Annotated in this window: 22 protein-coding genes; 16 read left to right on the forward strand and 6 right to left on the reverse strand. The window is 67.2% G+C overall.

The features are described from left to right. Positions 1 to 138: 138 nt before the first annotated feature. The 3 genes from truA to J0X25_RS23410 all read left to right on the forward strand — a co-directional run bounded on the left by truA (position 139) and on the right by J0X25_RS23410 (position 1,778). Positions 139 to 1,017: a tRNA pseudouridine(38-40) synthase TruA gene (gene truA, locus J0X25_RS23400; protein WP_207289964.1), complete on the forward strand. Its 879-nt coding sequence runs from the start codon at positions 139 to 141 to the stop codon at positions 1,015 to 1,017. Positions 1,018 to 1,084: 67 nt separating this feature from the next. Beyond that, complete coding sequence (locus J0X25_RS23405; RefSeq protein ID WP_207289965.1) at positions 1,085 to 1,327, forward strand: hypothetical protein; 243 nt, start codon at positions 1,085 to 1,087, stop codon at positions 1,325 to 1,327. Between the two features lie 133 nt (positions 1,328 to 1,460). Further along, positions 1,461 to 1,778 carry a NifU family protein gene (locus tag J0X25_RS23410; RefSeq protein WP_207289966.1) on the forward strand — a complete coding sequence of 106 codons (318 nt, stop codon included), beginning with the start codon at positions 1,461 to 1,463 and terminating at the stop codon, positions 1,776 to 1,778. A 6-nt stretch (positions 1,779 to 1,784) separates the two neighbouring features. Here J0X25_RS23410 and J0X25_RS23415 read toward each other — a convergent pair whose 3' ends face one another. Beyond that, complete coding sequence (locus tag J0X25_RS23415) at positions 1,785 to 3,176, reverse strand: M28 family metallopeptidase (protein ID WP_207289967.1); 1,392 nt, start codon at positions 3,174 to 3,176, stop codon at positions 1,785 to 1,787. Positions 3,177 to 3,342: 166 nt separating this feature from the next. On the opposite strand from J0X25_RS23415, the gene pepF reads away from it, so the two are divergent. The 4 genes from pepF to J0X25_RS23435 all read left to right on the forward strand — a co-directional run bounded on the left by pepF (position 3,343) and on the right by J0X25_RS23435 (position 8,017). Then, positions 3,343 to 5,154, forward strand: coding sequence for an oligoendopeptidase F (gene pepF, locus J0X25_RS23420; RefSeq protein WP_207289968.1), 1,812 nt, complete (start codon positions 3,343 to 3,345; stop codon positions 5,152 to 5,154). Positions 5,155 to 5,322: 168 nt separating this feature from the next. Further along, a complete protein-coding gene (gene pan2 / locus J0X25_RS23425; protein WP_207289969.1) occupies positions 5,323 to 6,555 on the forward strand; it encodes a proteasome-activating nucleotidase Pan2 in 1,233 nt (410 codons plus the stop codon). Positions 6,556 to 7,070: 515 nt separating this feature from the next. Further along, a complete protein-coding gene (locus J0X25_RS23430) occupies positions 7,071 to 7,547 on the forward strand; it encodes a pyruvoyl-dependent arginine decarboxylase (RefSeq protein WP_207289970.1) in 477 nt (158 codons plus the stop codon). Positions 7,548 to 7,618: 71 nt separating this feature from the next. Continuing rightward, a complete protein-coding gene (locus tag J0X25_RS23435; RefSeq protein WP_207289971.1) occupies positions 7,619 to 8,017 on the forward strand; it encodes a DUF5811 family protein in 399 nt (132 codons plus the stop codon). A gap of 188 nt (positions 8,018 to 8,205) precedes the next feature. Here J0X25_RS23435 and J0X25_RS23440 read toward each other — a convergent pair whose 3' ends face one another. The 3 genes from J0X25_RS23440 to J0X25_RS23450 all read right to left on the reverse strand — a co-directional run bounded on the left by J0X25_RS23440 (position 8,206) and on the right by J0X25_RS23450 (position 12,342). Continuing rightward, positions 8,206 to 9,129, reverse strand: coding sequence for an LLM class oxidoreductase (locus tag J0X25_RS23440; RefSeq protein WP_207289972.1), 924 nt, complete (start codon positions 9,127 to 9,129; stop codon positions 8,206 to 8,208). Between the two features lie 77 nt (positions 9,130 to 9,206). Then, the gene (locus J0X25_RS23445) at positions 9,207 to 10,271 is read right to left on the reverse strand and encodes a zinc-binding metallopeptidase family protein (RefSeq protein WP_207289973.1); all 1,065 of its coding nucleotides are present in this window, start codon (positions 10,269 to 10,271) and stop codon (positions 9,207 to 9,209) included. A gap of 100 nt (positions 10,272 to 10,371) precedes the next feature. After that, positions 10,372 to 12,342 carry an aconitate hydratase gene (locus J0X25_RS23450; RefSeq protein WP_207289974.1) on the reverse strand — a complete coding sequence of 657 codons (1,971 nt, stop codon included), beginning with the start codon at positions 12,340 to 12,342 and terminating at the stop codon, positions 10,372 to 10,374. A 264-nt stretch (positions 12,343 to 12,606) separates the two neighbouring features. On the opposite strand from J0X25_RS23450, the gene J0X25_RS23455 reads away from it, so the two are divergent. The 9 genes from J0X25_RS23455 to J0X25_RS23495 all read left to right on the forward strand — a co-directional run bounded on the left by J0X25_RS23455 (position 12,607) and on the right by J0X25_RS23495 (position 19,124). Beyond that, entirely contained in the window at positions 12,607 to 13,086 is a 480-nt protein-coding gene (locus J0X25_RS23455) for a deoxyuridine 5'-triphosphate nucleotidohydrolase (RefSeq protein ID WP_207289975.1), read from the forward strand. Between the two features lie 167 nt (positions 13,087 to 13,253). Next, complete coding sequence (locus J0X25_RS23460) at positions 13,254 to 13,808, forward strand: metal-dependent hydrolase (protein WP_207289976.1); 555 nt, start codon at positions 13,254 to 13,256, stop codon at positions 13,806 to 13,808. Positions 13,809 to 13,885: 77 nt separating this feature from the next. Beyond that, on the forward strand, positions 13,886 to 14,350 hold the full coding sequence (locus J0X25_RS23465) for a copper resistance protein CopD (RefSeq protein ID WP_207289977.1): 465 nt from the start codon (positions 13,886 to 13,888) through the stop codon (positions 14,348 to 14,350). 120 nt (positions 14,351 to 14,470) lie between these two features. Further along, a complete protein-coding gene (locus tag J0X25_RS23470; RefSeq protein WP_207289978.1) occupies positions 14,471 to 14,908 on the forward strand; it encodes a hypothetical protein in 438 nt (145 codons plus the stop codon). A 254-nt stretch (positions 14,909 to 15,162) separates the two neighbouring features. Continuing rightward, complete coding sequence (gene gnd / locus J0X25_RS23475) at positions 15,163 to 16,062, forward strand: phosphogluconate dehydrogenase (NAD(+)-dependent, decarboxylating) (protein WP_207289979.1); 900 nt, start codon at positions 15,163 to 15,165, stop codon at positions 16,060 to 16,062. 140 nt (positions 16,063 to 16,202) lie between these two features. Continuing rightward, positions 16,203 to 16,511: a HalOD1 output domain-containing protein gene (locus tag J0X25_RS23480; RefSeq protein WP_225896726.1), complete on the forward strand. Its 309-nt coding sequence runs from the start codon at positions 16,203 to 16,205 to the stop codon at positions 16,509 to 16,511. 247 nt (positions 16,512 to 16,758) lie between these two features. Continuing rightward, entirely contained in the window at positions 16,759 to 18,216 is a 1,458-nt protein-coding gene (locus J0X25_RS23485) for an HNH endonuclease (RefSeq protein ID WP_207289980.1), read from the forward strand. A gap of 92 nt (positions 18,217 to 18,308) precedes the next feature. After that, positions 18,309 to 18,647, forward strand: a complete 339-nt coding sequence (locus J0X25_RS23490) for a toxin-antitoxin system TumE family protein (protein ID WP_207289981.1) — start codon at positions 18,309 to 18,311, stop codon at positions 18,645 to 18,647. A gap of 27 nt (positions 18,648 to 18,674) precedes the next feature. After that, a complete protein-coding gene (locus J0X25_RS23495; protein ID WP_225896727.1) occupies positions 18,675 to 19,124 on the forward strand; it encodes an HVO_A0114 family putative DNA-binding protein in 450 nt (149 codons plus the stop codon). Between the two features lie 56 nt (positions 19,125 to 19,180). Here the strand turns inward: J0X25_RS23495 and J0X25_RS23500 are convergent, their stop codons facing one another. Together J0X25_RS23500 and J0X25_RS23505 are read right to left on the reverse strand one after the other, a co-directional pair. Further along, positions 19,181 to 19,534 (reverse strand): uL18 family ribosomal protein, encoded by a 354-nt coding sequence (locus tag J0X25_RS23500; RefSeq protein ID WP_207289982.1) that lies wholly within the window; start codon positions 19,532 to 19,534, stop codon positions 19,181 to 19,183. Positions 19,535 to 19,604: 70 nt separating this feature from the next. After that, entirely contained in the window at positions 19,605 to 20,855 is a 1,251-nt protein-coding gene (locus J0X25_RS23505) for a type 2 periplasmic-binding domain-containing protein (protein ID WP_207289983.1), read from the reverse strand. Positions 20,856 to 20,986: the final 131 nt, after the last annotated feature.

The following is a 20,986-nucleotide window of genomic DNA, read 5'->3' on the forward strand; positions in this document are numbered from 1 at the left end:
TATAGTCGGGGCTTCCGGCGGATAAGCGGCCGGATCGTGGTCGCCAATTGGGAGCGGGCGTCGCCGCTGCGGTCCGTCACCCCGTGAGCGGGGACGGGTCGACGCCCCTAACACGCTGGCCGCCCTCCCTCGAGAGAGATGCCGACCCGCGCGTTCCGGATCGCCTACGACGGCACCGGCTACCACGGCTTCCAGCGCCAGCCCGACGTCCCGACCGTCGAGGACGCCCTCTTCGACGCCCTGCGCGACCTCGGGGTGTTCGCCGCGGAGGCCGACAAACCGGACGGGTACGCCGCCGCGGGACGGACCGACGCCGGCGTCTCCGCGCTCGCCCAGACCGTCGCCCTCGAGGCCCCCGACTGGCTGACCCCGCGGGCGTTCAACGCCGAACTCCCCGCGGACATTCGGGCGTGGGCCGCCGCCGACGCGCCCGCGGACTTCCACGCGACCCACGACGCCGAGCGACGGGAGTACACGTATCACCTGTACGCGCCGACGGTCGACTCGAGTAGCCGCGACTCGAAAAGCCGCGCTTCAACCACCCGCGAAACCGCGACCGAGAACGCCGTCGCGGACGACCGCTTCCACGCGGCCTGCGAGGCCCTCTCCGGTAGCCACGACTTCCACAACCTCACGCCGGACGACCACAACACGGAGCGCTCGCCGACTCTCGAGGCGACCCGCGAGGGAGACTTCCTCGTCGTGACCGTCACCGCCGGCGGATTCGCCCGCGAACTGGTGCGTCGGCTCGTCTCGCTCGCCCGCGAGGTCGGGACCGGCGACGCCGACCTCGAGCGAATCGATCGCGCGCTCGGCCCAGAGCCGTTGCCCGGCCACGAGGGGATCGCTCCCGCGCCGCCGGAACCGCTGGTGCTGACCGCCGTCGCGTACCCCGACCTCGCGTTCGAGACCGACGCCGACGCAGCCGCGAGCGCTCGCGAGGCCTTCCGTGCGCGGCGAATCGATCGCCGAACGGGGGCTCGAGTCGCGGGCGACTTGGCCGACGGCATTCGGTGAGGGGCGACTCGCGTACCGTCGACTCGCGTACCGGCGCTTTTTACGTTCGCGACCGACTGGTCGGCACATGGAACTCTCACCCGAGGAGTACGGTGCCTACTGGCGGGCGTCGATCCGCGTCGCAGCGGGTGTGATCATCGTTACCCTCGGCTCCCGGCTCGCCTCGCCGCTGCTCTCCGGGCCGACCGTCGGTGCGATCGGGCTCGGCGTCGTTCTCCTGATCCTCCTGATCCTCGCGGGGACGTACGTCGCGATGCTCGGCGTCGCTCGGGTCGTTCGGACCGCCGTCGACGCCGAGATGCGCGGGTGAAAATCCGGGGTGGCCTCGAGGCGCGTCCCCTGCTTTCGCCTCGAGCTACCTCGCAGCCGAACCGCTCCGTAACCACTCGCGACCGAACCGGCCCGTGAACAGAGATATATCCGTTCGGTCCCTGGGAACAGGTATGAGTGACTCCGCCTCGCAGTCCCCGGAAGACGCCGTCCGCGAAGCCGTGTCGCTGTTCCTCCAGCGCAACTTCCCGCAGATCCAGGCCCACGGCGGCGACTCCTCGATCACCGCCGTCGACCTCGAGGAGGGCCACGTCGAGATCAACCTGACCGGCGCCTGCAGCGGCTGTGGCGTCAGTCCGATGACGACGCAGGCGATCCAGCGGCGCCTCCCCGGCGAGGTCGACGAGATCGAGTACGTCTCGGTGACGACCGGCTTCGACGGACTCTCGGAGGGCACTTCGCGGGACATCTCCGACGACGTCCCGTTCTAATTCCCGTCAGTCCCACGAATCGGGCCAGATCTCGGCGGCGCGCATTCCCGGCTCGTACTCCTGTTCTCGCAGCCGTTCCCGCAGGTCGGCGTCGTCGATCCGGGGGATCTCGGTTCGTGTGAGTTCCCGGACCAGCAGCGCCGTCAGTATGGCGTGTTCCCGCAGGTTTCGCCGGTCGACCTTGTCGCGCGTGTCCGCCGCTGTGTGGCCCCAGCCGCGACCGCGCTCGCCGCCCTCCGGCGGTTCGCTGTGGAGTTGCAGCGCCGGCACCCCCGCCCGCAGGAACGGCCAGTGATCGCTGAACGGGTGGGGATCGGGCTCGTGGACGACCGGCTGGCCTACCGCCGTCGTCACCGCCTCCGCCAGTTCCTCGAGCGCCGCGGAGCCGTGGGTGAGCGCCCGCAGGTTCCGGAACCGGCCGGCGCCGTCGACGTTGACCACCGCGCGGACCGACTCGAGGTCGAGGGCCGCGGCCATCGCTTCGGCGCCCAGCAGGCCGATCTCCTCGCAGCCGACGCCGGCGATCCGCACGCGACACGCGAGGTCGTCTTCGATCGCCGCGAGGATCGACGTCGCACCGGCGACAGTCGCGATGCCGCAGCCGTTGTCGAGCGCGCCCTCCGTGATATCGTGGGCGTCGTAATGGGCGACCACGAGGACTTCGTCCTCGGTGTCCGGCCCGAGTACCCCGTGGACGTTCTGACTCGAGCCGTCGACGGTCGAGGCGTCGACGCGGAGTCGCGCACGCGCCCCCCGATCCGCGTACTCCGTCAGCCAGTCGTGGGTCTCGGCGCTGACGCCGACGCCGGGGACGGCGGCCTCGGCGTCGAACTCCAGCGCCCCCGTCGGCGGCAGTTGGCCCGGGATGTGGTTGGCGAAAACGAACGCCGCCGCGCCCGCCGCCACCGCGTGGCCGAACTTCTCCATTCGGTGGACGAACCGCTGGCCAGACGGCGTCGTGGTGCTGGCGACGGCGATTGCCCCCTGCAGGTCGACGTCATCGAGTTCCGCGGGCGTCCCGTAGCCGACGTCGACCAGCGGCCCCTCGACGTCGCCGGCGGGCGAGTACGGCAAGGCGATGGCCTCGAAGGAACGGGCGGGAATCTCGCGCGAATTCGGTTCGTCGGTCGATCCCGTCGTCTCGTCGCCGACCACGGCGAACTCGGTGGTGCCGCGCTCCCAGTACTGCATCGGGAACTCCTGGAACCCCACGTCCTCGAGGCCCGCGTCCGAGAGCGTCTCGCGGACGATTTCGGCCGCTCGGCGCTCGGTCGGCGAGCCGCCCATCCGGTGGGGAAGTTCGGTCAGTCGAGTCAACAGCGTCCAGGCCCGGTCGTCGGTCCAGGCGCGACCGAGGGCGCGCTCGAGTCGCTCGTCGATGGCGATCCCCTCGTCCATGGACGCGAATTCGCACTCGAGCGGGATATTTGTCCGGGCGGCACCGCCCGGGAGCGGCGCCGCCACGCGACGCCGCGACCGGCGACAGAGCCGACGCCGGGGTCCGGTGGCCGCCGGTGAGTCGGCGTCCGACACGCTTTACCACCTTCGTTCCGAAACGCGTGCTATGAGTTCCGTTCCCGACCGCTCCGAGGTCGACGAGGAATATACCTGGGACCTCGAGAGCATCTACGCGACCGACGACGACTGGGAGGCCGCCTACGAGGCGGTCGCCGAGCGCGTCGAGGAACTTGCCGCCTACGAGGGGCAGGTCACCGACGACGCCGCGACCCTCCGCGAGGTCCTCGAGTTGCGCGACGAGATCATGCGCGAGGTGTCGACGGTCGCCGCCTACGCCCGGATGCGCCGCGACGAGGACACCACGAACCAGCAGTATCAGGGGCTGACCGCCCGCGCCCAATCGCTGGCGGCCGACGCCCAGTCCGCAGCGTCGTTCATCGACCCCGAGATCCAGACGCTGACCCGCGAGGAGTTCGAGGCGATGATCGACGAGGACCCGGGCCTCGAGACCTACGACCACTACGTCGACGACGTCCTCCGGATGAAACCCCACACGCGTTCGGCGGAGGTCGAGGAACTGCTCGCCGAGCTGGGGGAGGTCACGGGCGCCACGGGCGAGGTCTACAACATGCTCTCGAACGCGGACATGGCGTTCCCCACCGTCGAGGATTCACAGGGCGAGGCCGTCGAGATCACCCAGAGCAACTTCGTCAACCTGCTCAAACGGCCCGACCGCGAGTTCCGACGGACGGTTCACGAGGAGTACTACGACGAGTGGTCTACCGTTCGAAACACCGTGGCTTCGTCCTACAAGAACAGCGTCAAGGCCGACGTGAAGACCGCGCGGGCACGCCACTACGACACCGCCCGCGAGGCCGCCCTCGACGGCCCCAACGTTCCCGTCGAAGTCTACGATACCCTCGTCGACACCGTCCACGACAACATCGAGAAGCTTCACCGCCACGCCGAACTCAAGCGACAGGCGCTCGAGATCGACGATCTGCAGATGTGGGACGTCTACATGCCGCTGACGGGCGACGAGGGACCGGACGTCGAGTACGAGCGGGCCACCGAGTACGTCGTCGAGTCGCTGGCGCCGCTGGGCGAGGCCTACCAGTCCCGCGTCGCCGAGGGCCTCGAGTCCCAGTGGGTCGACGTCTACGAGAACGAGGGGAAACAGTCGGGGGCCTACTCCGGAGGCACCTACGACACCCAGCCGTTCATCCTGCTGAACTATCAGGACGACATCTCCTCGATGTACACGCTGGCCCACGAACTCGGCCACTCGATGCACTCCGAACTCACCAAAGAGGAGCAACCCTACATCTACTCGAACTACGAGATCTTCGTGGCCGAGGTCGCCAGCACGGTCAACGAGGCCCTGCTGACGAGTCACCTCCTCGAGACCGTCGACGACCCCGAGTTCCGCAAGCACGTCCTCAACGAGTTCTTAGAGCGCGTGCGCTCGACGCTGTACCGACAGACGCTGTTCGCCGAGTTCGAACACGAGACCCACCGCCTCGAGGAGGAGGGCGAACCCCTCACCGCGGACCGACTGGACGACTGCTACCGCGGGCTGAAGGAAGACTACTACGAACCGGCGGTCGTCGACGACCGCATCGCCCGCGAGTGGATGCGCATCCCCCACTTCTACCGGGCCTTCTACGTCTACCAGTACGCGACCGGTATCTCGGCCGCGCTGGCCATCGTCGACGCGGTCCTGCCCGACGGCGCCGGCGGCGACCCCGACCGCGAGGCCGCCGAGGACTACCTCGAGTTCCTCCGCCGGGGCTCCCGCGAGTACCCGCTGGACCTGCTGCGGATCGCCGGCGTCGACATGAGTACGTCCGGGCCGATCGATCGGGCGCTGGAGACGTACGGCCGGCGACTCGAGGAGATGGAAGCGCTCATGGAGTGAAGGGCCGACGGGTGGCTCGAGTCGCCCGATACCGCCCCCGTCGTCGCCGCTATGCCCATCTCAGTACCCCCGCATATCGCGGGTGTCGTACCGCCCTCGGCGGGATTCGAAAACCGTCCGGGACCCAAAGGCACATTTATCGTCGGGGACTTACCAGCGTACGTCAGGATGTCTCGAAGCCCGTCTATCCCCGACCGACCTCACCGCGATATCGATCCGGATCTCCCCGACGACGAGCGGCTCGAGGCGCTCCGCGGTCACTTGCAGGATCTCGTGGACGTCAACGAACAACTCTCAGAACAGCTCGAGGAAGCCGACGAGCGACGCGAGCGACTCCGCGACCGGGTCGACCGCGTCGAACGCGAAAACGAGACGCTCAAGAGCTCCTCGCTGTACATCGCCACCGTCGAGGACGTCCTCGAAGACGAGGAAGTGATCGTCAAACAGCACGGGAACAACCAGGAAGTGCTCACCGACGTCTCGCCGCGGATCGTCGAGGAGGTCGAGCCCGGCGACCGGGTCGCCGTCAACGACTCCTTCGCGATCCAGACGGTGCTCAGCACCGAGACCGACGCGCGGGCCCAGTCGATGGAGATCACCGAGAAACCGACGGTCACCTACGCCGACATCGGCGGCATCGACGAGCAGGTCCGCGAGGTCCGCGAGGCCGTCGAGCAGCCGCTGGCCGAACCCGAACTGTTCGACGAGGTCGGCATCGAACCCCCGAGCGGGGTCCTCCTCTACGGCCCGCCGGGGACGGGCAAGACGATGCTCGCCAAGGCCGTCGCCAACGAGACCGACGCCACCTTCATCAAGATGGCCGGCTCGGAACTCGTCCGCAAGTTCATCGGCGAGGGCTCCCGGCTCGTCCGGGACCTCTTCGAGATGGCCCGCGAGCGCCAGCCCGCCATCATCTTCATCGACGAGATCGACGCCATCGCGACTCGTCGCACGGAGTCCAAGACCTCCGGCGACGCCGAGGTCCAGCGCACGATGATGCAACTCCTCTCGGAGATGGACGGCTTCGAGGCCCGCGGCGAGGTCCGGATCATCGCCGCCACGAACCGCTTCGACATGCTCGATCGCGCCATTCTGCGCCCGGGCCGGTTCGACCGTCTCATCGAGGTGCCCAACCCCGACCGCGACGGCCGCGAACAGATCCTCGAGATCCACACCCGCGGCATGAACGTCGCCGACGAGGTCGACTTCGCCGACCTCGCGGACGACACCGAGGACTACTCCGGCGCCGAAATCGAGAGCCTCGCCACCGAGGCCGGCATGTTCGCCATCCGCAACGACCGCAACGAGGTCACCCATCAGGACTTCGTCGACGCCCTCGAGAAGATCGAGAAGGACGACTCGAGCGACGTGATCTCCTCGGCGGGCTACTTCTATCAATAAATAACGGAGTTTTGCTCTTCGTGCGGTCGCGAAGCGACCGCACTCGGCAAAATCTTCAAAAGAGCGCTTCGCGCTCTTTTGGACAGCGAGGGACCGGAGGTAGCTCGGGCAGTCGGCGCGAAGCGCCGACGACCTCGCGGGATCTTCGATCCCGCTCAGCTTCGATGAAAAGCAACGGAAGACGGTCCTGCTCACTTCGTTCGCGGGCTGCGACTTCCGAGCCTTCGTTCGCTACGTCTTCGCGCGGCGTTGCCGCGCGAACGGCCCGCGGGACCAAAGGTCCCGCGCTGCTCACGAAGACGCTCCTCCCTCCTTTCAGTCGTTCGTTCACATCGGTCGTCGGCCTCGCTCGCGGTAACTGTTGTTCGATTGCCTGCCCTCCCCCGACTCGCGGCGCCCTCAATTATTCGGGCGCCGCTCGTGGCCACCGTCTCTAATTCTTGCCGTCGATTCGTATCGGCTCGAGCCCACCGTCGAATCATAAGCCCTTACGCCGCTCGTCCCCGAGGGCGGGTATGAGCACGATTCGAGTCGTCTGGGGGGCCGCGTCGGCACCCACCGAGATGGCCTCCTACGACGCCGCGCTCGCCGAGGCCGGCGTCGAGAACTACAACCTCGTCTCGGTCTCCTCGGTGATCCCCGCCGACGCCGACGTCGAAGCCGTCGGCACGGCGCCGGATCTCGGCCCCGCCGGCGACCGACTGACCGTCGTCGAGGCTCGAGCCACCACCGCCGGGCCGGGGCAGGTCAGCGCGGCGCTGTCGTGGTCCCAGTCGGTCGAGGGGCCGGGACTGTTCTACGAGACGGCCGGCGAGACGGATCAGGCGGACGTGGAACGCCGCGTTCGCGAGGGGCTGCGCGCGGGACAGGAACTGCGGAAGTGGACCTTCGACGAACCGTCGGTCGCCGTCGAGAGTCAGCGGGCCGAGTCGGGTACGCACACGACCGCGCTCGTCCTCGCGGTCTACGGCGAGGGCGAGCCGATATGTTGACTCGTTGTCTGTTCTGTCCGAAGGCGAATCCTTTTGACCCGCCGGTTCGTTGATACGCGTACAGACTTCTCATGAACGGAAATACGCCGTACGCAGGGTTGCCGGGGGAGACGGGTGCTGGTCAGCGTGCCGCGGCGGACGTTCCGAACCTCTCGCGAACGCAAAAGCGCAGCCTCCACCGGGACGTATCGCGGATCGCCGCCCGGACCCGCGAGTTCCTCCCCGACGAGTACGTCGTCGACGCCGACGTCTCGACGAGCCTTACCGGCCCGCAGGTCACCGTCGCCGTTCGCCCCCCGGTCGGCCACGCCGTCAGTGCCGGCTTCACCCCCGATCTCGAGGATATCGCGGCCGGCGACGCGGTCATTACGGACGACGAGCGCGACGAGGTCGCTCGCGGCCTGGCCGCCAGCGCCGCCCTGCAGGTCAAGCAGGCGGTCAGCAACAACGTGACGCCGACCGGCAAGTAGCCGACCGCTCGAGTCGGTCTGCCGCCCCATCTGGTGCGATTCAGTCGAGACCGGAATCGGTTGCCGCCCCTGAAATCACTGTTACCGACTGCGTCGACCACGTGACCGAGCGCCGGCAGAAGCGCCGCCTGCGCGACCGCGCGGAGAGGGACGACTGAGTCGGCGAGCGGGACTCGAGGCCGATACCGCTACACTTGATCGATGATTTCGTCCGCGAACGTCGACAGCGCCGCCTCGCGGTCGTCGTTTTGCAGGCCGATAATCGCGTGATCGAGGCCGTACTCCTCGAGCCGTCGAAAGTAGTCCCGAAACCACTCGACGCCGGCCCGAAAACCCAGATGGAGCGGTTCGGCGTCGGCCGTGGGGTCGTCGGCGAACTCGACCCGGACGGCGATGGCAAAGGGTTTCTCGCCCGCCGCCTCGCGCCAGTCCGCGAGGTAGTCCTCGAGGGTGCGCTCGGGCAGGTGGTAGAAGAGCCAGCCGTCGCCGTGTTCGGCGATCCACGCGTCGGACTGTCGCGAGTTGCCGGTCGGAAGCATCGGAATCGTCTCGGTCGTCGGTTTCGGGGTCACGTCGAGGTCACCCTCGAGACGGCCCCACTCGCCCTCGAGTTCCGGGAACTCCTCCCGCCAGAGGGTTCGGATGGCCTCGAACCGCTCGCGGAACGCTCGACCCCGCTCCTCGCGGTCGATCCCGAAGGCGGGGTACTCGGGATCGCGGTCGCCGGAGGCGACGCCGAGGACGAGGCGACCCTCGGAGAGGCGGTCGACGGTCGCGGCGGACTTCGCGACGTGGATCGGGTGGCGAAGCGTGAGGACGACGCTCGAGGTCCCGAGCGCGATCTCGTCCGTGTGAGCCGCGACGTGGGAGAGCCAGGGCCAGGTGTCGAACGTCTGGCCCGCGTCGCCGAACCTCGGCCAGTAGGTGGGCACGTCCCGGGCCCAGAGGCCGTCGAAGCCGACCGACTCGGCGTGGTTCGCGAGTTCGATTTCGGCCTCGAGGTCGGGCGTCGAACGGTTCGCTCCCGTGAGCGGAAAGCCGGCGCCGAAGGTCAGCCCGTCGCGGTCGAACAGTCGTCGGTAGCCCGCGTTTTCGTGTCCACGAGTCGGCATTCGCTCGAGCTATCGGCTCCGGCCGGATGACGGTGCCGATCCGCGACCGCCGGCGTCGCCGCTCGCGTCGCGTCCGATCAGATATCGACGGCGAACGGGGCGAACTCCTCCGCACGACTCGCGAAGGCGCCGAGCAGCGCCGCCACGGACTCGAGATCGTCCGTATCGATCAGTTCGACGGGCGTGTGCATGTACCGGTTCGGAACGCTGACGACCTGCGAGGGGATCCCGCCGGCTGCGGTGAAGAAACCGTCGGCGTCCGTGCCCGTGCCGAGCCCGAGCGCTTCGACCTGTACGTCGACTGCGCGGTCGTCGGCGACCGACCGCAGCGCGTCGAAGAGCGTGGGGTGGTTCGTACTTCCCCGACCCAGGGCCGGCCCCTCTCCGAGTTCCATTTGACTCGTCTTCTCGCTCGGCGCCGAGGGGTAGTCGACCGCGTGACCGACGTCGACCACGACGACGGCGTCGGGCTCTAAGTCGAAGCCGACCATCTGCGCGCCCTTGACGCCGACTTCCTCCTGAACGGTCGAGACGGCGTAGACGGTCGCCTCGGTGCCCGCTTCGACGGCTCGTCGAAAGCCCTCCGCGGCGGCCCACGTCCCGACGCGGTTGTCGATCCCGCGGGCGGCGAGGCGCGTCTCCGAGAGCCAGGAGACCGTCGACGAGAACGTGATCGGGTCCCCGATCTCGAGGCGCTCGCTCGCCTCCGCCTCGCTCTCGGCACCGATATCGATCCAGAGATCCGAGATGTCGGGATCGCCGTCGTCGCTCTCCTCGCGGAGGTGAATCGCCGTCTGTCCGACGACGCCCTCGACGGGGCCGTCGGCGGCGTGGATCGTCACGTGCTGGCCCTGCGAGACCGACGGGTCGCTGCCGCCGATTCGTCCCGGTCTGACGAATCCGTTCTCGTCGATCGATCTGACGATGAACCCGATCTCGTCGGCGTGGCCGGTGAGGGCCACCTCGGGCGCGTCGGGGTCGCCCTCGTGGACGGCGATAGCGTTCCCGTAGGCGTCCGTCCGAACGTCGTCCGCGAACTGTTCGACGTAGTCGAGCCAGACGCGCTGGCCGCGGGTCTCGTAGCCCGACGGCGAGGGCGTCTCGAGCAGTTCGACGAGCAACTCGCGCGGCGAATCGTCCATATCCGAACTGACGGAGGAACGGATAAATACTATCGGCTAGAGGCGAACCGAGCGACGGCGAAAAAATCGCACCGGGAATTCGATCGCCGACGCGAGGCGATCAGTCGTCGGCGGGCGCGGCACCGCTGCCGCCTTCGGCTTGGTCTTTCGTCCAGGCGAGTTTGCCACCGGCAGCGAGGATCGCGCGCTCGCGTTCGGAGGCGTCGAGCGTTGCGGTGTACTCCTCGTCGCCGACGCGGACCGTGAATTCTTCCTGTCCGCTGGTGACGGCCTCGTAGACGTCGTCGACGATCTCGATCTGGTCGCCCTGATCGATGTTCTCGTAGGTGTCCTCGTCGATCGTCAGCGGGATGATCCCGAAGTTGAAGAGGTTCGCGCGGTGGATGCGTGCGAAGCTCTGTGCGAGGACGCCCTCGATACCGAGGTACATCGGACACAGCGCGGCGTGCTCACGCGAGGAGCCCTGTCCGTAGTTCTCGCCGGCGACGAGGAAGCCGCCGTCGGCCTCGAGCGCGCGGTCGGCGAAGGTGTCGTCGACGCGCGAGAGGGTGAACTCGGAGAGCTTGGGGACGTTCGACCGGTACATCAGGATGTCCTGCGTCGCGGGAATGATGTGGTCGGTCGTGATGTTGTCCTCCATCTTCAGGAGCGCCTCGCCCTTGATTTCGGAGCCGAGCTGGTCCTTCAGCGGGACGTCGCCGATGTTCGGGCCCTTGATGAGTTCGTCGTCGACGGCCTCGTCGGGAGCGATGAGGTCCGTCTTGGAGCCGTCGTACTCGTCGGGGAGCTCGACGCCGGGGGCCTCGAGGTCGCCGAGTTCGTCCGCCAGATTCCGTGGGTCGACGATTTCGCCTTTGAGCGACGCGGCGGCGGCGACCTCCGGCGAACAGAGGTAGACGTTGTCGTCTTCGATCCCGGAGCGACCCTCGAAGTTGCGGTTGAAGGTTCGCAGCGAGACGGAGTCCGAGGAGGGAACGTGGCCGATGCCGATACAGGCACCGCACGTCGCCTCGGAGAAGTTCACGCCGGCGGCCATCATCTCCGCGACCCAGCCCTCGCGGGCGAGCATCTCGGAGGCCTGCTTGGAGCCGGGCGCGACGATCGTCTCGGTCTCCATCGAGGTCTCGCGTCCCTCGAGCATCTTGGCGACGGGGAGGATGTCCTCGTAGCCGCCGTTCGTACAGGAGCCGACGATGACCTGCTCGACGGATTCGCCTTCGACCTCGCTGACGGGAACGACCTTGTCCGGCATCGAGGGCTGTGCGATCAGCGGCTCGAGGTCGGAGAGGTCGACGACGATCTCGTCGTCGTACTCGGCGTCGTCGTCGGGCTGGAGTTCCTCGTACTCCTCGCCGCGGTTGAGACGCTCGAGGTAGTCCTTGGTCTGGTGGTCGGTCGGGAAGATCGACGAGGTTGCGCCCAGTTCCGTGCCCATGTTGGTGATGGTCATCCGTTCGGGCGCGGTCAGCGACTCGACGCCGGGGCCGGTGTACTCGAGGATCTTGCCGACGCCGCCCTTGACGGTCAGGCGACGGAGCAGCTCCAAGATGACGTCTTTCGCGGTGGCCCACTCGGGGAGTTCGCCCTCGAGGCGGACGTTGACGATCTCGGGCATCTCGATGTAGTACGGTGCGCCGCCCATGGCGACGGTGACGTCGATCCCGCCGGAGCCGATGGCGAGTTCGCCGATGCCACCGGGCGTCGGGGTGTGGCTGTCGGAACCGAGCAGCGTCTTTCCGGGCGCTGCGAAGTTCTCGCGGTGGACGTTGTGGCAGATACCGTTACCGGGTCGGGAAAAGTGAGCGCCGTATTTACCGGCCGCAGAGCGGAGGAAACGGTGGTCGTCGGTGTTCTTAAAGTCGAACTGGTAGGTCTGGTGGTCGCAGTACTGGGCCGCGATCTCGGTCTGGACCTCGTCCAGTCCCATCGCTTCGAACTGGAGCCAGACCATGGTCCCGGTCGTGTCCTGCGTGAGTACCTGGTCGATCTCGATCCCGATCTCCTCGCCGGTCTCGAGTTCGCCCTCGACGAGGTGGTCGTCGAGAATCTTCTCGGTGAGAGTTTGTCCCATAGCACTCAAAACTCGGCTTTCCGGCGTGATAAATCCAGCGTGTTTCTACGAGAGGAGACGGCCCCAACGCCTCGAATTCGGAAGATTTTCTGGTAATTCTTGCCGCTCGAATGGACGGGCGGAAACCCGGTACGTTCGATCGGTTCGATTCGACCCCGCCAACGGACGGTTCGGCCTCACCGACGGCCGGGTCTGCCACGCGTTCCCGTCACCAACGACTCGAGAACGGATACGCTTTTCTCCGTTCCCTGACCTTCTCCGGACATGTTCCGCTCCGGCACGTTCGTCGCCGAGCACGTCTCGCCGACGACGGACGACCAGATCCAGCCCAACGGCGTCGACCTCACCCTGGACCTCGTCTTCGAACAACTCGAGCCGGGCCGCATCGGCCGGGACGGCAAACAGGTCGGCGACCGCGTCGCCCGCCCGCTCGAGGAACTCGAGCAGAAGGATCCCGACACCTACTACCTGCCCGAGGGGGCCTACGTGGCCCGGTACGACGAGCGCATTCGCATTCCGGAGGGCCACATCGGTTTCGTCTATCCCCGTTCGTCGCTGATGCGCAACTCCTGTATGCTGAACACCGCGGTCTGGGACGCCGGCTACGAGGGGCGCGGCGAGGGGCTGTTGCAGGTCCACCACGACATCGAGATCGAACGCGGCGCGCGGATCGCCCAGTTGGTCCTCGCGGAAGCCGACCACGAGGACGTCTACGACGGGAGCTACCAGCGCGAGAACCTCTAGTAGCCACTGAAAGTCAATGCACACCCGATCGCACAGCTGTCGTGCGATCGGTGTGTGAATCGTTTCAGTTGTTACTATAGAGTGACGCGCCGACGGTCGCGGCCGCCCGGGGCCGGCGTCCGGTTCGCGTACCCTTTTGCCGACGCCCGTCGGAGGAGCCGGTACCGATGATGGCGACCACCCACGTCTTCGCCGGCCTCGCCGTCGTCGCGCCGGTCGCCTCCGCGATCCCCGAGTTCGCGACGCCGCTCGCCGTCGGCGCGATCGCGGGCGGGCTCGCGCCGGATTTCGACCTCGTCCTCGCCCATCGGCGCACGTTTCACTTTCCGGTCGCCGGCGCCGCAGTCGCCGTCCCCGCAGTCGGTCTCGCCGTCGCCGTCCCTACTCCGGTTACGACGGCGCTCGTAGCCCTCGCCGTCGCCGGGTGGCTCCACGCCGCCAGCGATTCGATCGGCGGCGGACCCGAGATGGACCCGTGGAACGACCGGAGCGAACGAGCCGTCTACGACCACGTTCGGGGCCGCTGGATCCGGCCGCGCCGCTGGATCCGGTACGACGGCGCGCCGGAGGACGCCGCCCTCGCGACCGCGCTCGCGGTGCCCGCGCTGGTGGCCTTCGACGGCCCGGTTGTCGCCCTCGTCCTCGCCGGCGTCGCCCTCTCGCTGGGCTACGCGCTCCTCCGGCGACGGCTGGTCGCGTGGCTCCCCGACTGGCTCGAGTGACGGGACCGTCGGCGGTCCGACGACGATTCCGGCCGCGAGTCGGAACGCTGATACTGCCACCCTCCGAGTGGGTCCGTATGGTTGATGTGTTCCTCGCCCAGACAGTTCACCTGATCTTCGCCGGAATCTGGGCCGGCAGCGTCTTCTACGTCGCGTTCGTCGTGTTACCGCTCGCTCGAGACGGGGCGTTCAACACGACGAAACCGCTCGAGGCTATCTCCGGAAAACTGACGACCATCTCGCGGGTGAGTGCGCTCCTCTTGTTGCTCTCGGGCGGCCACCTCGCCGGATCGCGATACACCGCCGACGGGCTCTTCGGGACGACCGACGGCCACCTGGTGCTCGGGATGGTCGCCCTCTGGGCGATCCTGGCCGCTCTCGTCGAAATCGGCGCGAAGCGACTCGAGGCGGGACTCAACGGGAAGAAACTGCGCGAACCGGCTGGCGACGCCCTGCCACTGTATCGGGCGGCGGCGGTCGTCGCCGTCGCCTTGCTCGTCGTCGGCGGCGCGCTCACGTCGAACGCGGCCGCGCTCCTCTGAAACGGGGGCCCGTCGCTCCCCGCGACCCCACCCGATTTCCCCCGAATCAGTCGCCTCGTCGACAACGAGATCCGGACATTCTTGCGAAAGATACTTAGTCAGTTACTGTAACGTACTCCCATGATGATCAGGGGCAAAGATATGGCGCTGTCGTTACTCGCGGTCGGTACCGCCGCAGTCGCCGGATACGTACTACACTCGGAACAGCGGACGAAACGCCCGTCGCGGTCGAAAGCGAACCTCGGGGCTCGAATCGTCGCTCGAGATGCGGTCCCCGAAGACGCGACCGTCGTCGACGTTTCCTCGCAGCGACTGAGCGACATTCCCGGCGCGCGGCGAGCGATCGACCGCGCCGTTCGCAACGACGCGCGCGACGAGTGGGAACACGTGACCCTCGATCGCGACGGCGCCTGGTCCGTCGTCGACACCGTCCGCGGCTCGCTGCCGTACTACGCCGACGCCGACGGCGCGTACAACGGCGTCTACGTCCACTACGGGGACCACATCGTCGTTCTCGACGCGATCGGCTGGGCGCACCTCGAGGAACCGCTGCAGTAGGACCGCCCCCACGCGGCGCTCGCACGGTCGAGTACCGACCGGCGTCGTCGCGGCGGCGGACGTCGATCGCCGACCCGTTTTCGCGCTCGTAGTGTTCCGTTTCGACCCGTCCAGCGTCCGCCCCGTCTCGACTCAGTTCGTCGTCGTTCGCGTATTCCGAGCCCGTTGGCCGTCGACGGTATCGGCGTCATCGCTCCCGTCCGCTCGCTCTCCAAATCACAACCACTACCTCACAGCCCCGCGGAGTGGCAGCCATGCAACTGGGCGTAATCGGACTCGGACGCATGGGACAGATCGTCGTCGACCGGGCGCTCGAGGCGGGCCACGACGTCGTCGCCTTCGACCTCGACGCGGAAGCCGTCGCGACGGCCGCCGACGGCGGCGCCGAACCGGCCGACTCGGTCGCCGACCTCGCGGACCGGCTCGGCGACGAGAAGCGCATCTGGCTGATGGTCCCCGCCGGCGAGGCGGTCGACGCGACGCTCGAGGAACTCGAGAGCCACCTCGATTCGGACGACGTCGTCGTCGACGGCGGCAACTCCTACTTCGAGGACTCCGTTCGCCGGGCGGAGGCATGCCCCGCGGCGTATCTGGACTGTGGGACCTCCGGCGGCCCCGCGGGCGCCGAGCTCGGGTTCTCGCTGATGGTCGGCGGGCCCGCGTGGGCCTACGAGGAACTGACGCCCGTCTTCGACGCCGTCGCGACCGGTCCCGACGGCCACGAACGGATGGGGCCCGCCGGCGCGGGCCACTACGTGAAGATGATCCACAACGGCGTCGAGTACGCGCTGATGCAGGCCTACGGCGAGGGCTTCGAGTTGCTCCACGAGGGCCGGTACGATCTGGACCTCGAGTCGGTCGCGTCCGTCTGGAACAACGGCGCCGTCATCCGGTCGTGGCTCCTCGAACTCTGCGAGGAGGCGTTCCGCGAGGAGGGGCCGGACCTGGGGACCGTCGCGGACCGCGTCGAGGGCGGCTCGACCGGCACGTGGACCGTTCAGGAGGCCCTCGAGCAGGAGGTGCCGCTGCCGCTCATCTACACCGCGCTGGCCGAACGATTCGGGTCGCGGGCCGACGACGGTCGGTTCTCGCGACGACTGGCCAACCGACTTCGGTACGGGTTCGGTCGGCACGAGGTCCCGCGGCGGGACTGACGTCGACTCGAGCGCGCGACTGGCGCGATCAGCATCCACGGATTCGCACTGTCACTCGAGTAAAACTGTGATTTTGCCTGTCGTAGCCGACCCGAAAAATTGAGTCATATTCTTAACTCCCGCTCTCGACATCACCGATTATGAACTCTCAGCATTCGACGACCGTGGCGGCTGCCGACGAGGAACCAGCGATGGCGGTAATCGACCTCGTCGCGGACGCCACCGGCATCGATCCCCTCGAACTCGACCCCCTCTACAACGCGATCGATCCCGAAGTGATCGATTCGCTCTGTACCTCGAGTCCCGGATTTTCGTCGCTCGAGTTCGAGTACGCCGGCCACACGATCGTCGTCGAACGCTCCGGCCAGGAAATCGAGATTTCGCTCGAACCCGTGACGATCGGCGCGGATCAGTCGCTGGGCGTCACGGACAACGACCCGTCCCTCTGAGATCGGTTTCTCGCGAGCGCGGTAGGGTGTCGTTTCGTCCCCGAGTACCGTTCCACCGTTCCGATAGCGGCTGGTCTCCGAACTGCCGATTCCGACGGCAGAGTGATCGGAACCGACGCTGGAGTGATTAGAACCGATGCTGGACTGATCAGAACCGACTCCACGGTCGGCGGGACGTGCACCGACGCGGTACAGCCGTCCGGTTTATGTATCACGTGTTCGAAGGGACGCAGTATCGCGAGTACGGATGGGTGAGCACAAACGCAACATCGCGGTCCGCTTCTTCGGCGGGGCGGGGAACTATACGGACGTCCTCGAGGACATGTGCGGCTACGTCCTCACCGAGGGCCCGAGCGAGGAAGCCCTCTTCGAGTGGATCAAAGCGAACACGCGGGCGACGAGCGACGACGGGATCGGAAATCGGCTGCGGTTTCTCGGAGCGATCGGACTGCTCGAAATCGACGCGGACCGAGTCCGACTGACCGAACGCGGCATTCAGTGGCTTTCGGAGACCGACCCGGAGATCCTGTTCGACGCACTCACCGAGAACGTCTCCGGCTTCGAGACGATCCTCGAGTCGCTGCTCGAAGGGCCGAAGACGGACGCCGAACTGGGAGCGGCGATCGCAGCCGACCATTCGGAATTCGACTGGTCCGATTCCGCCGGACCCGCACAGCATCGCGGCTGGGTACAGAGTCTCGGCTACGTCGAGCGAACGGACGGCACGAACGCGCTCACCGACAGCGGGCGACGGCTGGCTCGTCGCGTCGCGTCGGGGCTGCCCGCGCTCGAGCGCGGCGACTACTACACGCAGTCGGAACTCGAGGCGGCGTTCGACACGAGTTTCGGCTCGTACATCAAGGGGATCAATCCCCGAACGGACGACGACGGCGACCTCGCGTACGTCATCGTGAAGGCCCGCGAGGACGGCCCCTACGGCGACGATCTCGCGGGCGATGAGTTCACGTACATCGGCGAGGGCGTCCCCGCGAAGGGCGACCAGCAGTTGACGCCGGCGAACGCAGCGCTGGTCGACCACGCCGAGGGTGCAGTCGCGCCGGTGTACTTCTTCTACCAGCCGGCGGACGAGGATCGACTCCGGTACGACGGGCTGGTCGACGTCGTCGACGCCGAGTACGTCGCCGATCCTGACGGCGAGCGGATGGTCTACCGGTTCACGGTGGCGCACCTCGAGGTCGAGGACCCCGCCGAGTTCGAGGCGCTCGCGGACTCAGTTTCCGACGATAGCAGTTCGGACGCCGGCGAGGACGACGAACCGGATCTCACCGCCGACGAGGAGGAATTCACCGTGACACAGCGCCGCGTTCGCTCGAGCGCCTTCGCGAAGCGGGTCAAAGCCGCCTACGACAAACGCTGTGCGATCTGCGGGACGTCCCGCGAGTCGCCCGCCGGCACGGTGGATATCGAGGCCGCCCACGTCTACCCGAAACGGGAGAACGGCCGCGATCACGTCCGCAACGGACTCGCCCTCTGTCGGCTCCACCACTGGGCCTTCGACGCCGGCTGGCTCGCGGTGACCGACGACTACCGCGTACTGGTCGCCGACCGGCCCGACCTCGAGGGGTACGAGGAGTTCGTCCGACTCGAGGGCGAGGAGTTGACGGTGCCGGCGGACGAGGAAAAGCGACCGCATGCGACGTTTCTGGCCGCTCACCGGGAGATGCACGGGTTCGAATCGCCGTAGAGACTATCGTTCCCTCGTCGCGAGAGGACGATGCTCCATTGGTCTGGTGACCAATACCATTATTGCGCTGGTTGCCGTACCAATAAGCGAGGATGGCCTCGCCGACGGACGACGACCTAGATGGGATCACTACGACGGAGAAATACCGGGACGGAACTGTCGTTCGTGTATTCGTCATGCGAACGACTCGCGATGCGTATCCGTCGGGATGGGCCTACAAACTCCACTACGGTACGACGGAACCGAACCCACCGGAAACACTCGACGATGGGACGATTCGGCGATACGATAACTCACACGAGGATACGAAGGGGCACGAACTCCACGTCGCGCCCGATCCCGAGCCAGAAACCATCGAGTTTCCCGGCATGATCGAACTCTGGAACCGATTCTGGAGCGAGATTCCGAAAGACGAGTTCGACGACAGATGATGCGCCAGCTCACGAGGTGAACACCCAATGACCGACGATACCCCACCGCTGCACCCGATGGAACGCGAACAGCTCCAACGCGAATCGAAACTGGTCGTTACGGTACGATCGTCCCAGGAGTTCCACGACGACGTCGTCGCAGCGATCGAAACGCTCGATCACGGAAAGTCATCCGACCCGGTACCGACGCTCTCGTTCGGGAGTTACGACGACCTCATGGACACGCTTACGCCACGCGTGATCGACCTGATCGAGGCCGTTCGACGGCACGAACCGGGCAGTATCAACGAGGCGGCGCGAGTGGTCGATCGCGACGTCAAGAACGTCCACGAGGAACTCAGTCGGCTCGCACAGCTGGGCATCGTCTACTTCGAGGAAGACGGACAGCGAAAGCGCCCCGTCGTCTGGTTCGACGAGATCGTCATTACCCTCCCGTTCGACCCCCAGAGCAGCGGAACCGCGACCGCAGCGCCCTGACACACGGGGGACGGGCCGCTCGGCCTCGAGAACAGGTGAGAGGGGACGAACGAAGCTCAGTACCCGTCTCGCACTTTGTCGATCTGACACTGCACGCAGAGATCGTCGGCGAAACAGGAGACGTTGTCGTACGGACAGTCGTACGCCTCGACGTGAACCGACTGCCGGCGTTTCTCCCGACGCCAGATGCTTTCCCAGTCGTCGATGTCCATGTCGGCGGAGGTGAACACGACGGTCCCGTCCGAATCGACGATCTTGGCCGCCGTGACCGACGACTGATTGTCCTTGACGTGTTCGATGGCGTGCTCGTAGGACGAACAGGCGATCTCCGTCGTGCCCGTTTCGTCGTCCAGGAGCCGCACCCTGATCGAGCCGTCGTACTCCTCCGTCGGCTCCAGCCCGCGAGTCATGGTGGATACTGGCCGAACAGCGTGAAAAAGGGCGGGGAAGCGGCCAGACGGCCATCGGCCCGCTGGGGTCTCACACCGGCTCGCGAAGCGCCCAGACGTCCTCGAGGGGCTCGAGGCGGTGCGGCTCGGCCCCCCGCTCGGTCAGGATCCCGGTGTGATAGAGCATCGCCTTCAGCTGAAACACCGTCGGCGAGTGGTAGACGGCGCCGTCCGCGAGCGCCTCGCGTCGAAGGTCGCCGTCCTCGGTCAGCACCCGGCGCCGGACGTCGTCGTCCCCGCGGAGGAACAGCTCCACCGTGAACGTCGGATGAACTTCGTGGAGATGCGTGACGAGGTCCACGAGCGACGGCTCCGGTTGCCAGTCGTCGTGCATGGTCTGGAGTTCCGTCACGAGCAACTCCGTCGCAGGGTACTCGAATACCACCCGGCGGGCTAACTGCCCCCACGCTGGCGCGAGGTCGACGAACCGTTTCTGCGATCGGTACCAGTCCGCGAACTCCTCGAGGGCCGCCTCGACCGCGCCGTGGCGACCCACGCCGAACCGGACCACCTCCTGCCCGAGCGAGGTGAGTTCGACGCCTCGCGGGCCGTCCTCGATCAGTCCCAGGAACGCGGCCCCCTGCCTCGCGCTGTCGACGGCGCCGACGACATCGTACTCGGATAGCAGGGCCGCGGTGTCGCCGTCCGCGTAGTGGGCCAGCGGGTAGCCGAGGTAGTTCTTCGGGTGGTTCAGCCCGAAGGAGGCGTTCGCGACGCCCTGCGCGCCGGCCTGGAACCGCAGCGCCGTCGCCTCGCTCGAGGTCCGGTTCCCGACGATTCGGGGGACCTCGAGCGCCTCGACGTCGCCCGCCGAATCCACGCCCAGCACGCCGACGTTCAGCTCTCGGGCCAGTGTGCGATCGGTCGCCGAAATCGCGGCCGTCGGCGCCGCGAGGTACGCCGCGTTCGCCTCGTGGAGGCGGTCGTAGGCCTGCACGATTCCCAGTCGCGCGTCCACGCCGCCGCTGGCGTACCCCTTCGCCTCGACGGCGATCAGCGGCGGTTCGTCGCCCAGTCGATCGACCGCCAGCAGTTCCGACTCGAGGCTCCGCACGCCCACGAGATCCGGATAGCCGCCGCCGATGCGTACGTGGTTGAACGGCGCCAGCCGGTCCCGGACCGTCGGCTCGATCGGCCGGCCGGGGCGCCACTCGTCCTGCGAGAATTGCGTGTCGGCGACGACGTAGGATCGCTCGTCGTCGCCACCTGCCGTCGGAAAGAGCCGCCGCTTGGTGTGGGCCAGCACCTGCGGTTCCGAGAGCGATCCGGCCGCGCTACTCATGGGTCCCGATTGGTCACCGATCCCAATAATGTTGCGACGAATCGGCGGTTCGACAGCCGCTCTGCTACTGCCGGTTCGGCGATCCACCGCTGGGTGGGACTGAAAGGGGCGAGCGCTCTCGAGGAAGGCGG

It is taken from the genome of Haloterrigena alkaliphila, assembly GCF_017352155.2.
Taxonomy (GTDB): domain Archaea; phylum Halobacteriota; class Halobacteria; order Halobacteriales; family Natrialbaceae; genus Haloterrigena; species Haloterrigena alkaliphila.